17 protein-coding genes are annotated in these 16,741 nt (G+C 65.0%); 2 read left to right on the top strand and 15 right to left on the bottom strand.

Annotated elements, in window-relative coordinates; genetic code table 11:
- Positions 1-171: 171 nt before the first annotated feature.
- The 9 genes from CAL19_RS01795 to tyrS all read right to left on the bottom strand — a co-directional run bounded on the left by CAL19_RS01795 (position 172) and on the right by tyrS (position 8,687).
- Positions 172-786 carry a riboflavin synthase gene (locus tag CAL19_RS01795; RefSeq protein ID WP_026639343.1) on the bottom strand — a complete coding sequence of 205 codons (615 nt, stop codon included), beginning with the start codon at positions 784-786 and terminating at the stop codon, positions 172-174.
- A 35-nt stretch (positions 787-821) separates the two neighbouring features.
- Positions 822-1,964: a bifunctional diaminohydroxyphosphoribosylaminopyrimidine deaminase/5-amino-6-(5-phosphoribosylamino)uracil reductase RibD gene (ribD, locus tag CAL19_RS01790; protein WP_419670184.1), complete on the bottom strand. Its 1,143-nt coding sequence runs from the start codon at positions 1,962-1,964 to the stop codon at positions 822-824.
- 80 nt (positions 1,965-2,044) lie between these two features.
- On the bottom strand, positions 2,045-2,368 hold the full coding sequence (locus CAL19_RS01785; RefSeq protein WP_026639345.1) for an NIPSNAP family protein: 324 nt from the start codon (positions 2,366-2,368) through the stop codon (positions 2,045-2,047).
- Positions 2,369-2,434: 66 nt separating this feature from the next.
- On the bottom strand, positions 2,435-3,406 hold the full coding sequence (locus tag CAL19_RS01780; protein ID WP_094795844.1) for a tripartite tricarboxylate transporter substrate binding protein: 972 nt from the start codon (positions 3,404-3,406) through the stop codon (positions 2,435-2,437).
- A gap of 163 nt (positions 3,407-3,569) precedes the next feature.
- Complete coding sequence (locus CAL19_RS01775) at positions 3,570-4,511, bottom strand: helix-turn-helix domain-containing protein (protein WP_249276238.1); 942 nt, start codon at positions 4,509-4,511, stop codon at positions 3,570-3,572.
- A 21-nt stretch (positions 4,512-4,532) separates the two neighbouring features.
- On the bottom strand, positions 4,533-5,030 hold the full coding sequence (gene nrdR, locus CAL19_RS01770; RefSeq protein ID WP_026639348.1) for a transcriptional regulator NrdR: 498 nt from the start codon (positions 5,028-5,030) through the stop codon (positions 4,533-4,535).
- Between the two features lie 114 nt (positions 5,031-5,144).
- Entirely contained in the window at positions 5,145-6,392 is a 1,248-nt protein-coding gene (gene glyA / locus CAL19_RS01765) for a serine hydroxymethyltransferase (protein ID WP_094795843.1), read from the bottom strand.
- 381 nt (positions 6,393-6,773) lie between these two features.
- On the bottom strand, positions 6,774-7,427 hold the full coding sequence (locus CAL19_RS01760) for a YbhB/YbcL family Raf kinase inhibitor-like protein (RefSeq protein ID WP_026640708.1): 654 nt from the start codon (positions 7,425-7,427) through the stop codon (positions 6,774-6,776).
- A gap of 30 nt (positions 7,428-7,457) precedes the next feature.
- Positions 7,458-8,687 (bottom strand): tyrosine--tRNA ligase, encoded by a 1,230-nt coding sequence (gene tyrS / locus CAL19_RS01755; protein ID WP_026640707.1) that lies wholly within the window; start codon positions 8,685-8,687, stop codon positions 7,458-7,460.
- A 278-nt stretch (positions 8,688-8,965) separates the two neighbouring features.
- Between tyrS and CAL19_RS01750 the strand changes: the two genes are divergently transcribed.
- Together CAL19_RS01750 and CAL19_RS01745 are read left to right on the top strand one after the other, a co-directional pair.
- On the top strand, positions 8,966-10,381 hold the full coding sequence (locus CAL19_RS01750; protein ID WP_094795842.1) for a M23 family metallopeptidase: 1,416 nt from the start codon (positions 8,966-8,968) through the stop codon (positions 10,379-10,381).
- 18 nt (positions 10,382-10,399) lie between these two features.
- A complete protein-coding gene (locus tag CAL19_RS01745) occupies positions 10,400-11,536 on the top strand; it encodes an anhydro-N-acetylmuramic acid kinase (RefSeq protein WP_094795841.1) in 1,137 nt (378 codons plus the stop codon).
- Positions 11,537-11,597: 61 nt separating this feature from the next.
- Here the strand turns inward: CAL19_RS01745 and erpA are convergent, their stop codons facing one another.
- The 6 genes from erpA to CAL19_RS01715 all read right to left on the bottom strand — a co-directional run bounded on the left by erpA (position 11,598) and on the right by CAL19_RS01715 (position 16,720).
- Positions 11,598-11,966: an iron-sulfur cluster insertion protein ErpA gene (gene erpA, locus CAL19_RS01740; RefSeq protein WP_026640704.1), complete on the bottom strand. Its 369-nt coding sequence runs from the start codon at positions 11,964-11,966 to the stop codon at positions 11,598-11,600.
- Positions 11,967-12,055: 89 nt separating this feature from the next.
- Positions 12,056-12,805, bottom strand: coding sequence for a DUF6776 family protein (locus CAL19_RS01735; protein WP_094795840.1), 750 nt, complete (start codon positions 12,803-12,805; stop codon positions 12,056-12,058).
- Positions 12,806-12,850: 45 nt separating this feature from the next.
- Positions 12,851-13,915 (bottom strand): N-acetyl-gamma-glutamyl-phosphate reductase, encoded by a 1,065-nt coding sequence (gene argC / locus CAL19_RS01730; RefSeq protein ID WP_094795839.1) that lies wholly within the window; start codon positions 13,913-13,915, stop codon positions 12,851-12,853.
- Between the two features lie 123 nt (positions 13,916-14,038).
- Positions 14,039-14,431 (bottom strand): 30S ribosomal protein S9, encoded by a 393-nt coding sequence (gene rpsI / locus CAL19_RS01725; RefSeq protein ID WP_026640701.1) that lies wholly within the window; start codon positions 14,429-14,431, stop codon positions 14,039-14,041.
- Positions 14,432-14,440: 9 nt separating this feature from the next.
- On the bottom strand, positions 14,441-14,869 hold the full coding sequence (gene rplM / locus CAL19_RS01720) for a 50S ribosomal protein L13 (RefSeq protein WP_026640700.1): 429 nt from the start codon (positions 14,867-14,869) through the stop codon (positions 14,441-14,443).
- 753 nt (positions 14,870-15,622) lie between these two features.
- Positions 15,623-16,720 (bottom strand): TRAP transporter substrate-binding protein, encoded by a 1,098-nt coding sequence (locus tag CAL19_RS01715; RefSeq protein WP_026640699.1) that lies wholly within the window; start codon positions 16,718-16,720, stop codon positions 15,623-15,625.
- Positions 16,721-16,741 lie beyond the last annotated feature (21 nt).

Here is a 16,741-nt window from a genome sequence, read left to right as displayed (position 1 = left end):
AAAGATTCATTCCAACACGTTTCGACATACGGGCGCCTTGCCACGCTTGAGTCGTACCGTAGCAAGCGGCGGGCCCGTTGCGCCGCTTTGGCAGCGCACACTTGCAAGCGCTAGCAGCCGACCGGCATACTAGTTGTGATCGTAGGCCGGCTGCCGCGCAGAAAATGACAATCAGCGAGGCAACGACATCATGCGCGCGACGTATCGCGCAATGGTGTCCACCTCGAGGTTGACGCGATCGCCCGGCTGCACGGCACGCAACGTGGTGACGGCCTGCGTATGCGGGATGATGTTGATGCTGATCTCGCACCCTTCGGCTGTATCGGCCACCCGGTTCACCGTAAGGCTGATGCCATTGACGGTGATGGAACCCTTATAGGCCAGGTATCGCGCCAGCGACGTGGGCGCGCGAATGACCAGTTCGCGCGATTCGCCCGCCGTATCGAACCGCAGCACTTCGCCCAGCCCATCGACGTGGCCCGATACCAGGTGGCCGCCGATCTGGTCGCCCACCCGCAGCGACTTTTCCAGATTGACTTCACCCTGGCTATCCAGGCCCGTGGTCAGATTCAGGCTTTCCCGCGACACGTCGACCTGGAAAACCTGGCCCTGCATCGCCACGACCGTCATGCAGGCGCCCTGCACGGCAATGGAATCGCCGATACGCACATCGGCCAGATCGAGCTCGCCCGCATCGATGTGCAGGCGGACGCCGCCCGCTGCATTGTCTGCCAGCGGTTCGACGCGGACGATGCGGCCTACCGCCGCTACCAGTCCAGTAAACATGGATCAGTCTCCTGCTGTAAATGTGTCTGAAGGGATCAACGGCACACTGTCTGGCGTTGCAACGCTTGCCAGCGGGCCGGATCACGCGCGCGCAGGCGCAAATCGGGGCCTATGCGCGCCAGGTCGGTGAATTCAAAGCGTCGGGCGCTGTCCAGATGTTCGATCAGCGGCAGCCGCAACATGGCGGCGGCATCGCCCAGCAACACCGGCGCCAGGTACACCAGCAGCTCGTCGACGCACCCGGCGGACACGAGCGCGCCGCCCAGGCCCGCGCCGGCCTCGACATGCACCTCGTTGAAATCGTGTTCGCCCAGCCAGCGCATCATGGCGGGCAAGTCGACGCGGCCGGTGTGGGCATCAGGCAGGGCAACCACGCGCACGTTGCGCCGAGCCAGGCGCGCCGCCTTGGCGGCATCGGGCTGCGCCGTGAAAATAATGACATCGCCCCCGTCGAACAGGCGCGCGTCTTCGGCAATGGCAAAACGGCCGTCCACTACGGCACGCGGCGGCTGCCGCAAGGTGGCGACGCTGCGCACGTTCAGTTGCGGATTGTCTTTCTGCACCGTGCCCATGCCGGTCAGCACAACGCAGCTGCGCGCGCGCCACGCATGGCCATCGGCCCGCGCCGCTTCGCCGGTAATCCACTGTGAAACGCCGTTGTGCAAAGCGCTGCGGCCGTCCAGCGACGTGGCCATCTTGACCCACGTCCATGGCGTGCCCCGGCTCATGCGGGCCACGAAGCCGGCGTTGATTTCCAGCGCCTCGTCGTGGCAGACGCCCGTGCTGACCACGATGCCGGCCTCGCGCAGCCGCGCCAGGCCGCGGCCGCCCACCTGCGGGTTGGGATCGCCCATCGCCACCACGACGCGCGCCGGCCGGGCCGCAATGACGGCATCGGCACAAGGCGGCGTACGGCCATGATGGCTGCAGGGCTCGAGCGTGACATACATCGTGGCGCCCTTTACCGATTCGCCGCGCGCCTGGGCATCGCGCAGCGCGCAGACTTCGGCGTGCGGGCCGCCGGGCGGCTGTGTGGCGCCCTCGCCCAGTATCCGCCCGTCGCGCACGATCACGCACCCCACGCGCGGATTGGGCGTGGTGGATGTCATCACGGTGCGGGCCAGCGCCAGGGCGCGCCGCATCCAGATCAGGTCGTCGGGGTCGGAAAAATCGATCACGCCTGAGATTGTATGCTCCGCCGCAAGAGCAGGCGGCCGTCGGGCTGCCGAGCTGGCCGCCGCAGCCCGGCGGCCCGGTCTCAGGAACCTGGCTTGAAGAACGGCACCGGCACCATCAGCTGATTGCGCTGCGCCACCAGGTACCCCGCTTCACTGCTGCGGGCCAGGTAGGCAGCCCATTCGGGGTCGGCCTGCAACGCCATGCGCTTGCGCGCCCGATCCGCGGCGTCTTCATACACCCAGATATGTACGTAGCTGTTGACGTCGCCCGTTTCGGTCTGCATATACGCCAGTGGTTCGCCCAGGTGGCGGCGTTGTACCGCATAGCCGTATTCGGCGTACAACGCCAAGTGCTTTTTGATCTTGCCGGGCTGGCATGTATAGGTTCTGACGTCGTAAAGCATGGAATCTCCAGAGCGAACATAAGAAGGCGGGGAACCGGCCGCCGAGGGCGGCCAGCCAGCGCCGGATCAGTTGGGCGAAGCGCCGGACGCCACGACCAGGGCCCGCCAGCGGTCGACTTCCTGCGCCACGTAAGGGGTGAAGGCGGCATGGCCGTCGCCGACAGGGTCGGCGCCCAGGCCCTTGAGCCTGGCCTGCACCGCAGGGGCGGACACGCTCTCCACAATCGCGGCAGACAGGCGTTCCACGGCGGACTGGGGCGTGCCCGCACGCACGAACAGCCCGAACCAGGACCGCGCCGTCATCTTGTCAAAGGGCGTCTCGGCAAAGGCGGGCACGTCGGGCAGCGCCGCGTGGCGCTGTTGGCCGGTGACGGCAACCGGCTTGAGACGGCCGGCCTGCACATGCGCCAGCACTTCTGGCAGATTGGCGAACATGAACTGCACCTGGCCTCCGACCAGGTCGTTCAGCGCCAGCGCGCCGCCCTTGTACGGCACATGCGTGGCGCTGGCCTGCGACAATGCGTTGAATTGCGCGCCGGCCAGGTGCGCCGCCGTGCCCGTGCCGCCGGACGCGTAGGCCAGGCGGTCGCCGTGCTTGCGCAGGTAGGCCGACATATCCTGCGCAGTAGTGGCAGGCACCTGGGGGTTGACTACCAGCAGCAGCGGCACGGACGCCAGGTTGGACAGGCCGACGAAATCCCTGGTCAGGCTGTAGTCCAGGTCGCGGTACAGGGTAGCGTTGATGGCGTGGCTGGACGTGGCCATCAACAGCGTGTACCCATCGGCATCCGCCCGGGCCGCGGCGCTGGCGCCGATATTGCCATTGGCGCCGGCACGGTTCTCGACGATGACGGGCTGGCCCAGCTTCGCCGCCATTTCCTGTGCCACGGTGCGCGCAATGACATCCGTGGCGCCGCCTGCGGCGAACGGAACAATGATCCGCACGGGGCGATCGGGGAAAGCGGCCGCCGCCGCGCAGCCGAAGGTAAGCGCCGCGGCAAGCGCAGGACGCAACAGATGGGCGAAAAGGGGTTTCATGCTCTTGTCTCCTGGGGCGGCCCGTCGAGCGGGGCGCATCGTTCGTATCCCGAGATGCCGGTTGCCGGATGCGGCCGCAGCCTCTCGCGTGCTGCACACTTTATGCAGGAACGGCCCGATACCGTTAGGACGAATCAGAGCTTGAGTTGCACTTTTCCGTCGCTCAGGCCCGCAAGTCGCGGGTATCAGCGCGGAACTGCCCCGGCGTGAGCGCCGTATGCTTCTTGAAGAAACGGGCGAAATACGCCGGGTCTTCGAAATTGAGCTGGAAGGCGATCTCGGCGATGCCCAGCTCGGTGTTGGCCAGCAAGCGCTTGGCCTCCAGCACCAGACGTTCGTGCACTACACGACTGGCGGTTCGGCCCGTGGTTCGTTTGACGGCGTCGTTCAACTGTCGCTCGCTGACCGCCAGTGCATCTGCGTAGTCGCAGATGCTGCGCAGGTCCAGGTAGTGTTCTTCGACCAGCAACGCAAACCGCCTGGCCAGGGGATAGCTACGCCCCGCCCGGAGCGCATGATCGTCCAGGGCATACAGGCGTCGCAGCCGCGTCAGCAGGATAAGCAGGTAAGAGCGCACGACGTCGTAGTATCCCGCCTGGCGCGTCTGCATTTCCTGCTCCATGGCCTGCAGCAAAGGCGCCATGTCGTCATGCTGCGGGGGGCTCAGGTACAGCACCGGCTGCCCCCCGGCCGGATGAAAGAACGGAAACTTGGCGATGTCATCGGCGCGCGGGAACATATGCGTAAAAAACGCGGTGCTGATATTCAGCACATAGCCTGCCGGAGGCACGGACGAACTCCACGCGTGCAACTGGCCCGGCCCCAGAAAAAACACCGATCGATCCCGCACGTCCAGGTGCTGAAAATCAACCATATGCGTGCCTTGGGCACGTGTCATCCAAAGGATGTGGTAGTAGGCGTGCCGGTGCGGAAATCCCCGCGGGATCTCGGGCCTTTCCTGCAGCCTGGCCAGGTCGAAATAGAACGACCCCACGCCCGCGAAGTCGGTCGATTCAAACGTGGGGAAATCCGCCGGACCCGGGCCGCGGCACAGGCTGCCTGCGGGCGCGCCCGTCATGGCATCCTTGCGCGGCGCGGCCGTCATGATGTGCAGGCCGATAAGGCGCTAGCGCCGCCCTGCCTGATTATTTCCGCGCAGCTTGCCCGGCAGCATGGGGCCCTGCATTTCGCGGATGGCATCGACGAATTCGCCTATGTCTTCGAAGTTCTTGTACACCGAGGCGAATCGCACATATGCCACCTTGTCGAGCTTCTTGAGTTCGGCCATGACAAGTTCGCCGATGCGCTCGGTAGGCACTTCGCGCAGGCCGCTGGCCAGCAGGGTTTCTTCGATGCGGGCGACGACGTTGTCGACCTGTTCGGTGCTGACGGGGCGCTTGCGCAAGGCCAGCGACAGGCTGGCCCGCAGCTTGGCCGTGTCGTAGTCGCTTCGGCTGCCGTTGCGCTTGACCACCGAAGGCATGGCCAGTTCGATGCGTTCGTACGTGGTAAAGCGCTTGTCACAGGACAGGCAGCGGCGGCGACGCCGTATGGTATCGCCTTCTTCGGACACCCGGCTGTCTACCACCTGTGTGTCGGCGTTGCCGCAGAATGGGCATTTCATATTGCCGGCCCCCACTGAAATAGTTGGCGTATTGTAACGACGCCGGCCCAAAAGGGCCGGCGCGAAATGCATATACGCCAGTCGGCGGCACCCGGGCCGCCGCCCTGCCGACGATCAGCCGCCGTACACCGGCAGGCTGGCGGTCAGTTCGTTGACCCGGGCGCGCACGGCCGCGATGTTGGCCTCGTCGCGCGGGTTGTCCAGCACGTCGGCGATCAGGTTGGCGGTGAGCTCGGCCTCGGCTTCCGTGAAGCCGCGGGTGGTCATGGCCGGGGTGCCCAGCCGGATACCGCTGGTCACGAAGGGCTTTTCGGGGTCGTTGGGGATGGCGTTCTTGTTGACCGTGATGTGCGCCTGGCCCAGCACCGCCTCGGCTTCCTTGCCGGTAATGCCCTTGGGGCGCAGGTCGACCAGCATCACGTGGCTTTCGGTGCGGCCCGACACGATGCGCAGCCCGCGCTTGACCAGCGTGTCGGCCAGCACCTTGGCGTTCTTGACCACCTGCTGGGCGTACTGCTTGAACTCGGGCGACAGGGCTTCCTGGAAGGCCACGGCCTTGGCGGCGATGACATGCATCAGCGGGCCGCCCTGGATCCCGGGGAAGATGGCCGAATTGATGATCTTCTCGTATTCGGACTTCATCATGATGACCCCGCCGCGCGGGCCGCGCAGCGACTTATGCGTGGTGGACGTGACGAAGTCGGCATGGGGCACCGGGTTGGGGTAGGCGCCGCCCGCCACCAGGCCCGCGTAGTGCGCGATGTCTACCATCAGCAGCGCGCCGTTGTCGTGCGCGATGCGCGCCAGGCGTTCAAAATCGATATGCAGCGCGTACGCCGACGCGCCCGCCACGATGAGCTTGGGCTTGTGTTCCCGCGCCAGTTGCTCGACTTGGGCGTAGTCCAGCACTTCGTTGGCGTCCAGGCCGTACGAAACGAAGTTGTACAGTTTGCCGGATGCGTTGACCGAGGCGCCGTGGGTCAGGTGGCCGCCTTCGGCCAGGCTCATGCCCAGCACGGTATCACCCGGCTTTAGCACAGCCATGTATACGCCCTGATTGGCCTGCGAACCCGAATTGGGCTGCACGTTGGCGGCTTCGGCGCCAAACAGCTGCTTCAGGCGGTCGATGGCCAGTTGCTCGACCACGTCGACATATTCGCAGCCGCCGTAGTAGCGCTTGCCGGGATAGCCTTCGGCATACTTGTTGGTCAGCTGGGTGCCCTGGGCCGCCATGACCGCGGGGCTGGCGTAGTTTTCGGAAGCGATCAGCTCGATATGCTGTTCCTGGCGCACTTCTTCTTTCTGGATGGCGGCCCAGACTTCGGGGTCCACCTGGGACAGGGTGAGTTTGCGGTCGAACATGACGGGGAGTTCCTGGAACGTAAAAGACGGAAAGCGGGGATGAGGAATGGGCAGTAGTTTACCGCGCCAGCGCCCCGCATCCCGCGCCATGACGCCGAAAATCAATGGAAAATCGCCCTTGGCCGCTCAAAAGGCGCGTATCTGCCTGCTACTCTGCAAGCAGGCTCAAGTCAGCGTGAGAAAGATTCATTTTGCCGGCCACGGCGGTGTCAGGCACCTTCGGAGCCTGACACCTGGAATTCGCACAGCAAGCCAGGGTATTGCAGTGGTAGCAACACAGGTGTCTGGCTCCCGACAGGGTGCCAGACACCTACTGACGCCGGCTGCCGTGCGCGGGCGATGTCAGGCGCCGTCGGAGCCTGACGCCCGGCGGTTGGCGCGTCAGGCCGAGGTGCTGCCGATCTGCTTGGGGGCGAGATCGGGGTTGAGGGTGTAGATGCCGGTAAGGCTGGCCTGGGCCAGCACGTGGCCCTGCATGGCCTTGAGCACATCGTGGCCGTTGAAGTTGCCTTGCACGTCCAGGCGCGGCACGTCCAGGGCATAAAGGGTGAATATGTACCGGTGCGGCAGTTCGTCGTTCCAGGGCGGGCAAGGCCCGTCGTAGCCGAAGTAGTCGCCGCTCATGTCGCGGTCGGCGGCGAACCAGGTGGTGTAGTCGTTGATGCCCTGGCGCGCATCGCCGGGCGCCAGCGGCCCGCCCTTGCCCCGCGGCGTGATGCCATTGGAAAAAAAGCCCTCTTCGATTTCGCGACGGTCGGCCGGCAGGTCGATGAGCACCCAATGAAAGAAGTCGACGCGCGGCAGATCGGCCGGCACGGCGCGGCCTTCCTGGTTGACGTCGTCGGGCTTGGACGGCACGTCGGGATCGTGGCAGATCAGGGCGAACGACTGGGTGCCCTCGGGTACGTCGTCCCAGGAAAACTGCGGATTGAAGTTTTCCGCCAGTGCGACGTGCGACTGCGGGTCGATCTTGCCGAAAGCGTAGCGATCGGGAATCGATTCGTTATCGGAAAAAGACAGACTCGATAGTTTCATGTCGTGCTCCTGCGAAAACGTAGGCGCTTCCTACCCTGCCAAGGTAACACGAGCGAACTTGCGCTTGCCCACCTGGAGCACGTAGGTGCCCGCCTGTAATTGCAACGATTTGTCTTCAACGCGGTCGCCGTTGACGCGTACGCCGCCTTGTTCGACGTTGCGCTGCGCTTCGGCGCCCGAGGCCGCCAGCCCCGCTTCGCGCAGCACTTTGAGGATGCCGAGCGGCGCGCCGGCCATATTGATTTCGGGGATATTCTCGGGAATGGCGCCATCGCGAAAGCGCGCCTGGAAAGCCGCCAGCGCGTCTTCGGCGGCGCGCGGCGAATGGAAGCGCGCCACGATTTCCTGGGCCAGCGCCACCTTGGCGTCGCGCGGGTTGGCCCCCGCATCGATACCGGCCTTCAGCGCGGCGATATCTTCAAGCGAACGGAAGGAAAGCAGCTCGTAATACCGCCACATCAGCGTGTCGGAAATCGACATCAGCTTGCCGAACATGGATTCGGGCGTTTCGGAAATGCCGATGTAATTGCCCTTGGACTTGGACATTTTCTCGACGCCGTCCGTGCCTTCGAGCAGCGGCATGGTCAGCACGCATTGCGGCGCCTGGCCGTATTCTTTCTGAAGCTCGCGCCCCACGAGCAGGTTGAATTTCTGGTCGGTGCCGCCCAGCTCGAGGTCGGACTTCAGCGCCACCGAGTCGTAGCCCTGCATCAGGGGGTACAGGAACTCGTGCACGGCGATGGGCACGCCGCCCTTGAACCGCTTGGTGAAGTCTTCGCGTTCCATCATGCGCGCCACGGTGTAGCGCGAAGCCAGCTGGATCAGCCCGCGGGCGCCCAGCGGATCGCTCCATTCGGAGTTGTAACGGATCTCGGTACGCGCCGGATCCAGCACCAGGCTGGCCTGGGCGTAATAGGTCTTGGCGTTTTCTTCGATTTGCTCGCGCGTGAGCGGCGGCCGGGTGGAATTGCGCCCGCTGGGGTCGCCGATCATCGAGGTGAAATCGCCGATCAGGAAAATGACGGTATGCCCCAGGTCCTGGAGCTGCCGCATTTTGTTGAGCACCACGGTGTGCCCCAGGTGGATGTCGGGCGCGGTGGGATCCAGCCCCAGCTTGATGCGCAGCGGCACGCCCGTGGCGCGGCTGTTGGCCAGCTTGCGGGCGAATTCGGACTCGACCAGCAGTTCGTCGCAGCCGCGCTTGGCGACACGCAGGTCGGCCTCGACTTCAGGAGTAATAGGGGCTTCGGATTGAGACATAACAAGGGGAAACAGGGGCGGACGGCGCAAAAAAGGTGTAAAAACTGCCAAAAAAGGCCTAAAGTCGGTCGAAAATTCTATCCGAATCGGCTAGGATACGGCCCTAATCATACGCAACTGTCGCCGTTACAGTAGCTGTCTTCGTTACATACCAGTTGTTCACCCGATGCGTCGCAGGGGCGCAAGCCCGTCCGCGTGCCGTTACGCACGCCAGGGGCAGCCTGCATCCCGCGCCCGCATCCTGAGTCCACAACGTACCATCTGAAAGGTCCCGCACGATGAATCGAGGCTCAGACAGCCCGGCCGGCACCCGCAATAGAATAGCCGCCCTGTTCGCCCCCCGTTCAGCGTCCTCGTCGTCCCGCCGCCCCGGCCTGATCCGCCGCACTCTTCTGGTTACCGCCATCGGCCTGTTCGCCGGCGCCGCCGCGCTGGGCATGGTGCAACAGCCCGACCGCACCGAACTGCCCCCGCAGCGCCAGATCCAGAGCGTGCTGTCGCTGGAACCCACCGATGTCAGCGTCAGCGCCACCGACAGCGCGGCGCCGTATATCAGCGAAACCCGCATCCGCCCCGGCGACACGCTGGCTTCCGTGCTGCAACGGCTCGAGGTCGACGCGCCCGGGCTGCAGCGCTTTCTTACCCAGTCGCCCGACGCCCGCAGCATCTATAAGCTGTATCCCGGCCGTTCGGTGCAAGCTGCCACCGATGCCGAAGGCAAGCTGGTATGGCTGCGCTATGTGCACACCCCCGGCGAAGAAAACAACGGGCAGGTCACGACCAGGATGCTCCTGGTCACGCCTTCCAGCACATCCTACACGGCCCGCGAAATCAGCGACAGCACCGAAAGCCAGACGCGCGTAGCCGTAGGCACCATCCGCTCGTCGCTGTTCGGCGCCACCGACGCGGCCGGCATCCCCGATTCGGTCACCATGCAGATGGCCGATATCCTCAGCTCCAAGATCGACTTCCTGCGCGACCTGCGCCGCGGCGACCAGTTCCGCGTCGTCTACGAGGTGCGCTCGCACCAGGGCCGTTATGCCGGCGCCGGGCGTGTCCTGGCCCTGGAATTCGTCAACAATGGCAAGACGCACAGCGCCGTCTGGTTCAGCCCCGACGGCAAGAGCGGCAGCTACTACGATTTCGAGGGCGCCAGCCTGCGCGGCGCCTTCCTGCGCACGGCACTGAAGTTCTCTCGCATCAGCTCGACCTTCGGCATGCGCATGCATCCGGTGCACAAGACCTGGATGGGCCACAAAGGCGTCGACTACGCCGCCCCCACCGGCACCCCCATCCATTCCACGGCCGACGGCACGGTGGAATTCTCCGGCTGGCAGCGCGGCTACGGCAACGTCGTCATCATCAAGCATTTCGGCAAGTATTCCACCGTCTACGCGCACCAGAGCCGCATCGCGCCCGGCATCAAAAAGGGCTCGAAGGTCTCGCAAGGCCAGCTGATCGGTTACGTGGGGTCTACCGGATGGGCTACCGGGCCGCACCTGCACTATGAATTCCGGATCGACAACCGGCCGGTCAACCCGCTGGCGGCCGACTTGCCCGTGTCGCGTCCGCTTGAAGCCGCCGAGGCCGCCAAATTCAAGACGGCGGTGCTGCCCTACAAGCAGCAAATCGCGTTGCTGAAGGAATTCCAGCAAACACTGCCCGAGGCCGCCACCAACGTGGCCAGCCGCTAGGGCTGCGCAGCGCCAGCCATGACGCAATCCGGCGGCCAGCATATGCCCGTAGCTGGCCGCCTTTTCATTGGCCTGATGTCGGGCACCAGCATGGACGGCGCCGACGGCGTGCTGGTGCGCCTGGCACCCGGACAGGCGCCCGAAGTGCTGGCCACCGCGGCCCTGCCCATGCCGGGGCCGCTGCGCGATGAGCTGCTGGCGCTGAACCGCAGCGGCGCCGACGAACTGCACCGCGCCATGCTGGCAGGGCAGGCGCTGGCGCGCCTGTACGACGAAACCGTGCGGGCATTGCTGGCCCAGTCCGGCACAGAAGCCGGCGCTGTCAGCGCCATCGGCGCGCACGGGCAAACCGTACGCCATCGGCCCGACCTGGCCTATACGGTGCAGTTGAACGCCCCGGCATTGCTGGCCGAACTCACCGGCATCAATGTGGTGGCCGATTTCCGCAGCCGCGACGTGGCGGCCGGCGGGCAAGGCGCGCCGCTCGTGCCGCCGTTCCATGCGGCCATGTTCCAGGCCGCCCACGAACGCGCCGTGCTCAACCTGGGCGGTATCGCGAACCTGACACTGCTATCGCCCGGTGCGGCGCCGCGCGGCCTGGACACCGGCCCGGCCAACGTACTGCTGGACCTCTGGTGCCAGCGCCACACCGGCCAGCCCTATGACGACGCGGGCCAGTGGGCAGCCAGCGGACGTGTCCTGCAACACTTGCTTGACCACCTGCTGGCCAGCGAGCCTTGGCTGGCACTACCTGCTCCCAAATCCACCGGGCGCGACCTTTTCAACGCCGCGTGGCTGGATGAGCGCATGCGCAGCTATGGGGGCCCCGCGCCAGCGCCAGCCGACGTGCAGGCCACCCTGCAGCGGTTTACCGCGCAGACTGTCGCCGACGCCCTGCATCAGGCCGCCCCGGGCGCCGTCGACGTGCTGGTGTGCGGAGGCGGCGCGCGTAACCCGGGGCTGATGCGCGAACTGGCTGCTTGCCTGCAAAGGCCCGTAAAGCCCACCGACGCCGAAGGCGTTCCCGCCCAATGGGTCGAAGCGCTGGCATTCGCATGGCTGGCGCAAGCCTTCCTAGACCGCACGCCAGCCGGCGTGCCGCAGGTTACCGGCGCGCGCGGGCCGCGTGTATTGGGCGCGCTGTATCCGGCGTAGGCCGGCGCAAAATGAAAAAGCCCCCATGCCGGGGGCTTGCATGCAGCCTGGCGGGGCTGACTTACACCGAGAACGAAGATCCGCAGCCGCAGGTGGTGCTGGCGTTCGGGTTGCGGATGACGAACTGGGCGCCTTCGAGATCTTCTTTGTAGTCGATTTCGGCGCCGACCAGATACTGGAAGCTCATGGGGTCGACCAGCAACTGCACGCCGTTCTTGTCGAGCACGGTGTCGTCGTCGTTGACGGCTTCATCGAACGTGAAGCCGTACTGGAAACCCGAACAGCCCCCGCCCTGCACGAACACGCGCAGTTTCAGTTCGGGGTTGCCTTCTTCGAGCAGCAGGTCTTTGACCTTTGCCGCGGCGGAATCGGTGAAGACCAGCGGCGACGGAGGCGCCTGGAGGTCGACGGTTTCGGTGACAGCATTCATGGTAGAGCTCCTGGCCGCGTGGGGCCGTATATTAGGCAGGCGGACGCGCCGCCATCTATGTGTTCACTATAGCGCAGACGGGGCGAGGCTCAAAATTCGAGCTTGACCGTGCGCGAGGCGCGTACGGTGCTGCCCTCGAGCACGCTGATCGTCACTGTTTCGGGGACAAAACCCGCGGGGATTTCCAGCACCCCTTCGCTGCGCTGGTATTGGTCGAATTGCAGCGCCAGCGGCCCGCCGCCCGATGCGGGCACGGCGCCGGGGTCGGCCGGCGTATCGGTCTTGAGCTGCATCGGAACCAGGTCTACTGATACCGTTTCCCCCTTGAGCACGCCCGCCGCCTGGAAGCGCAGCATGCCGATGAAAGGGCTGTCGCCACGGCCGCTGCGCATCAGCAGGACCCGGTACTTCAGGCCGGGCCCTTCGCGCTGGAGTTCGGCGCCTCGGATATCGACCGCGCCCTCCGGCCCCGGCGGCAGCAACTGTTCAAAAAAGGCGAGCCGGTCGCGCACGGCGCCCAACTCGGTAGTGGCGGCGCGCAACTGGGCTTCGAGCTCTTGGCGCGCGGCGCGCTCGATGGCGATTTCGCCATCGGCTGTATCAAGCTGGGCCCGCAGGAAACGGACTTCGGCCTGACTCTGGCGCAAGGCGGCTTCGTGCGCGGCCATCTGGGCGGACGTGACCACGACGGTGTTGTCCGAGGCCGCGGATTGGCCCGCGTACCACCAACCCGCCGCCGCGCCCAGCGCCAGCCCCATAACCAGCACGCACAACAACGCCGGCCAGCGCCAGGCCGATTGCGTACGCTGTGCGACGGCGGGATCGGGTGCGGGCTGCATTACGACTGGCGGGCCGGATGCGTGGCGCAGCGGGCCCGGCCGGCATTACGGCAGAATGGCAACGTGCTCGAGCCCGGCGGATTCGGGCAGGCCGAACATCAGGTTCATGTTCTGCACCGCCTGGCCCGAAGCGCCCTTGACGAGGTTGTCCTGCACCACCAGCACCACCAGCAGGCCCGAGCCCTGCGGACGGTGCAGCGCGATGCGCAGGTTGTTGGACGCCCGCACGGAACGCGTTTGGGGCAGGCTGCCGGCAGGCATGACGTCGACAAAGGGTTCGTCGGCGTAGCGCTTTTCGTACAGGGCCTGGAAGTCGGTGTCCATGGCTTCGGGACGGATGCGCGCATACAGCGTCGAATACATGCCGCGTATCATGGGCACCAGGTGCGGCACGAACGTCAGCCCCACCTTGCCGCCCGCCAGCTTTTCGAGCTGCTCGGTGATTTCGGGGTGGTGGCGGTGGCCCGCGACGCCATAGGCCTTGAAGTTGTCGCTGGCTTCTGAAAACAGCGAACCCACTTCGGCTTTGCGCCCTGCGCCCGACACGCCGGACTTGCAGTCGGCGATGAGGGTTTGCGTATCTACCAGCTGCGCGCCGTTTTCGAGCACCGGGGCCAGGCCCAGCAGCACCGTGGTGGGGTAGCAGCCGGGGTTGCCCACCACGCGCGCCTTGGCCACGGCGTCGCGATTGAGCTCGACCAGGCCATAGGCCGACTCGGACAGCACATCGGGGCATGCGTGCGGCATTTTGTACCAGCGCTCGAACGCGGCCGTGTCCTGCAGGCGGAAATCCGCGGCCAGGTCGATGATGCGCGTGCCGGCGGCGAGCAGTTCCTGGGCTTGAGCCATGGCCACGCCGTGCGGCGTGGCAAAGAACACCACGTCGCAATCGGTAAGCCTGGCTTTTTCGGGCGTAGAGAAAGCCAGCTTCACGCGCCCGCGCAGATTGGGATACATGTCGGCCACTGCCATGCCGTCTTCTTTGCGCGACGTGATGGCGGTGAGTTCGACGTGGGGGTGCTGTGACAGCAGGCGCAGCAGTTCGACGCCGGTATAGCCGGTGCCGCCGACAATGCCGACCTTGATACGGGAATTCGATGCCTGGGCCATGGTGAGTGCTTCCGTAAGACGAAAAACAATTGTATCGCTAGCGCGCGGCGGCTAGATGCAACGGCCGGTGCATGAGCAGGCGCATAAACAAAAAGGCCGCTTTCGCGGCCTTTTTGCAGGACATTAGCGCTTGCTGAACTGCTTGCGCCGACGAGCCTTGCGGAAGCCGACTTTCTTGCGTTCGACTTCACGGGCGTCGCGAGTGACGAAGCCAGCCTGCGACAGCGCGGGCTTGAGCGCCGCGTCGTAGTCGATCAGGGCGCGGGTGATGCCGTGACGCACGGCACCGGCCTGGCCGGTGACACCACCACCATGGACGTTGACTTTGATGTCGAACGATTCCAGGTGGCCGGTGAGCTCGAGCGGCTGACGCACGATCATGCGGCCGGTTTCACGAGCGAAGAATTCGTCGACGGGCTTGCCGTTGACGATGATCTTGCCCGACCCTTTCTTGATGAAAACACGAGCCACCGAGGTTTTGCGACGGCCGGTTCCGTAGTTCCAGTTACCGATCATGGCGTTTCCTTAGAATTCCAGCGGCTTGGGCTGCTGAGCGGTGTGCGGGTGCTCGGCACCGGCGTACACCTTGAGTTTCTTGATCATGGCGTAGCCCAGCGGACCCTTGGGCAGCATGCCCTTGACAGCCTTCTGGATGGCGCGGCCGGGAAAACGCTGCTGCATTTTCTCGAAGTTCGTTTCACGGATACCGCCCGGGTAGGTGGTGTGGCGGAAGTACTTCTTGTCTTGCGCCTTGTTACCCGTGACGACGATTTCAGCGGCGTTGATGATGACGATGTAATCGCCGGTGTCAACGTGCGGCGTGAATTCGGGTTTGTGCTTGCCACGCAGGCGGCGTGCGACTTCGCTGGCCACACGACCGAGGACTTTGCCCTTGGCGTCGATCACAAACCAGTCACGCTGGACTTCATGCGGCTTGGCCACAAAGGTCTTCATGATGGTTCCTAAGTAGAAAATTTTTCTTGCCGGAAAAGCCAGGCAAGAATTTTTCCCTGGTTTCGGTGTGTTTTGGGAATGAACCCGCCACAGGCCTAAGCGTTATTACCCGCCCGTGCCGCGAACCGGAATAAGGGAAAGCTGATGATTCTAGCACGATTGCGCAAGTATTGGGCAGGTTGTGGGGGCTGGGACGCTCTCGGGAAACCGCGATTTGAGTTTTTCAGCAGCCAGGGCGTGCCGCAGTGGGGCCGGGCAAAGCCCGTCGGGCTCGGGCGCATACAGGCGCCCTCGGCCGGCTGCGCCGGCTGCCCCGCCGGTCAACTCGTCCGGCCCCACTGCGGCACGCCCTGGCTCACAGAAGGGCAAATTGGTGCCGGTGCACTCGCGTGAAGGTTGCAGTGGCAGCGTCCCGGGGCTGCCACGCTGGCCATTGAGTCTGAAGACAAGACGCCACGGCCTGCTTCTCCGTAGTCCTGGGTGGTCTGGGCAGGCCGGGGCGGCGCGTTGGGCGGCGGGGCAGCCGGCATAGCCGGCCGAGGGCGCCTGCATGCGCCCGAGCCCGACGCACGTGCGCCGCCCCCGCCTGCCCAGACCACCCAGGACGGCCCCGGCAAGCACTCACAGCGTGCCACCCTCTGAAGCCCTGGATATATGAGCACCCGAAACCGGCGAACAAAAAAATCGGGGCGAGCCGCAGCCCGCCCCGACATCCGGGCGGCCCGCTTGCAGGCAGGCCGCCAGCAGCCAGACTTACTTGTTGGCCGACATCGCCACGCCCAGGTACTGGTCGTACGAGCCTTCGGCAAGCCGGAACCAGGGCACCACGCTGTCGCGAAAGCCCATGTAGTTCTCGTACAGCGCCTTGAACTTCGGATCTTTGTCCGAAAACTCTTTGTACACCGTTTGAGCAGCCGCGTACGACGCATCCATGACCGAACGCGGGAACGGGCGCAGTTCGGCGCCCGCGGCGACCAGCTTGCGCAGCGCGCCGGGGTTGACGGCGTCATAGCGCGACGTCATGGCCACGTGGGCCACGCGGCTGGCGGCTTCGACGATGGCCTGGTACGACTTGGGCAGGCTGTTCCAGGCGCCTTCGTTCAGGTACAGCGACACCTGGGGACCGCCCTCCCACCAACCCGGGTAGTAGTAATACTTGGCGACCTTGTTGAAGCCCAGCTTTTCATCGTCGTACGGGCCGACGAATTCCACCGCGTCGAGCGTGCCTTTTTCCAGCGACGGGTAGACGTCGCCGCCCGCCAGCTGCTGCGGCACCACGCCCAGGCGCGAGAGCACCTCGCCCGCGAAACCCGCGGTGCGCATTTTCAGGCCCTTCAGGTCGTCGACGGACTTGATTTCCTTGCGGTACCAGCCGCCCATCTGCACGCCCGTGTTGCCCATCGGGAAGTTGATGATCTTGTGCGGCGCGAACATTTCGCGCGTCAGCTTCATGCCGTCGCCGTCGAACATCCAGGCGTTCATCTGGCGCGCGTTCAGGCCGAAAGGCACCGCCGCGTCAAAGCAGAATGCCGGGCTTTTGCCGTAGTAGTAATAGGACACCGTGTGTCCGCATTCGATCGTGTTGTTGGAGACTGAATCCATCACCTGCAGCGCAGGCACGATTTCGCCGCCAGGGAAATGGCGAATGGTGAACTTGCCGGCCGTGGCTTCGTTCACGAACTTGCAGAAGATCTCGCCAGTGCCGAACAGCGTATCCAGGCTGCGCGGAAAGCTGGAGGCCATGCGCCAGTTCAGGGTGGGCGCGTCTTGCGCGAATACCGGTGCGGCAACCGCGGCGCTACCCGCCACGGCGCCCAGGCCGGCATGTTTCAGAAAGGAACGACGTTGCATATGGGTTGGCTCCTCGGTGGC

It is taken from the genome of Bordetella genomosp. 7, assembly GCF_002261265.1.
Classification (GTDB): Bacteria; Pseudomonadota; Gammaproteobacteria; order Burkholderiales; family Burkholderiaceae_B; genus Bordetella_A.
The sequence above is the reverse complement of the archived record's forward strand: the minus strand, read 5'-3'. Positions and strand labels throughout refer to the sequence as shown.

Excerpts from the sequence above, each read along its gene's own strand:
- CAL19_RS01795 (WP_026639343.1), bottom strand. The coding sequence starts at position 786 with ATGTTTACTGGACTGGTAGCGGCGGTAGGCCGCATCGTCCGCGTCGAA.
- CAL19_RS01785 (WP_026639345.1), bottom strand. The coding sequence starts at position 2,368 with ATGCTTTACGACGTCAGAACCTATACATGCCAGCCCGGCAAGATCAAA.
- CAL19_RS01780 (WP_094795844.1), bottom strand. The coding sequence starts at position 3,406 with ATGAAACCCCTTTTCGCCCATCTGTTGCGTCCTGCGCTTGCCGCGGCG.
- CAL19_RS01775 (WP_249276238.1), bottom strand. The coding sequence starts at position 4,511 with ATGACGGCCGCGCCGCGCAAGGATGCCATGACGGGCGCGCCCGCAGGC.
- nrdR (WP_026639348.1), bottom strand. The coding sequence starts at position 5,030 with ATGAAATGCCCATTCTGCGGCAACGCCGACACACAGGTGGTAGACAGC.
- glyA (WP_094795843.1), bottom strand. The coding sequence starts at position 6,392 with ATGTTCGACCGCAAACTCACCCTGTCCCAGGTGGACCCCGAAGTCTGG.
- CAL19_RS01760 (WP_026640708.1), bottom strand. The coding sequence starts at position 7,427 with ATGAAACTATCGAGTCTGTCTTTTTCCGATAACGAATCGATTCCCGAT.
- tyrS (WP_026640707.1), bottom strand. The coding sequence starts at position 8,687 with ATGTCTCAATCCGAAGCCCCTATTACTCCTGAAGTCGAGGCCGACCTG.
- CAL19_RS01750 (WP_094795842.1), top strand. The coding sequence starts at position 8,966 with ATGAATCGAGGCTCAGACAGCCCGGCCGGCACCCGCAATAGAATAGCC.
- CAL19_RS01745 (WP_094795841.1), top strand. The coding sequence starts at position 10,400 with ATGACGCAATCCGGCGGCCAGCATATGCCCGTAGCTGGCCGCCTTTTC.
- erpA (WP_026640704.1), bottom strand. The coding sequence starts at position 11,966 with ATGAATGCTGTCACCGAAACCGTCGACCTCCAGGCGCCTCCGTCGCCG.
- CAL19_RS01735 (WP_094795840.1), bottom strand. The coding sequence starts at position 12,805 with ATGCAGCCCGCACCCGATCCCGCCGTCGCACAGCGTACGCAATCGGCC.
- argC (WP_094795839.1), bottom strand. The coding sequence starts at position 13,915 with ATGGCCCAGGCATCGAATTCCCGTATCAAGGTCGGCATTGTCGGCGGC.
- rpsI (WP_026640701.1), bottom strand. The coding sequence starts at position 14,431 with ATGATCGGTAACTGGAACTACGGAACCGGCCGTCGCAAAACCTCGGTG.
- rplM (WP_026640700.1), bottom strand. The coding sequence starts at position 14,869 with ATGAAGACCTTTGTGGCCAAGCCGCATGAAGTCCAGCGTGACTGGTTT.
- CAL19_RS01715 (WP_026640699.1), bottom strand. The coding sequence starts at position 16,720 with ATGCAACGTCGTTCCTTTCTGAAACATGCCGGCCTGGGCGCCGTGGCG.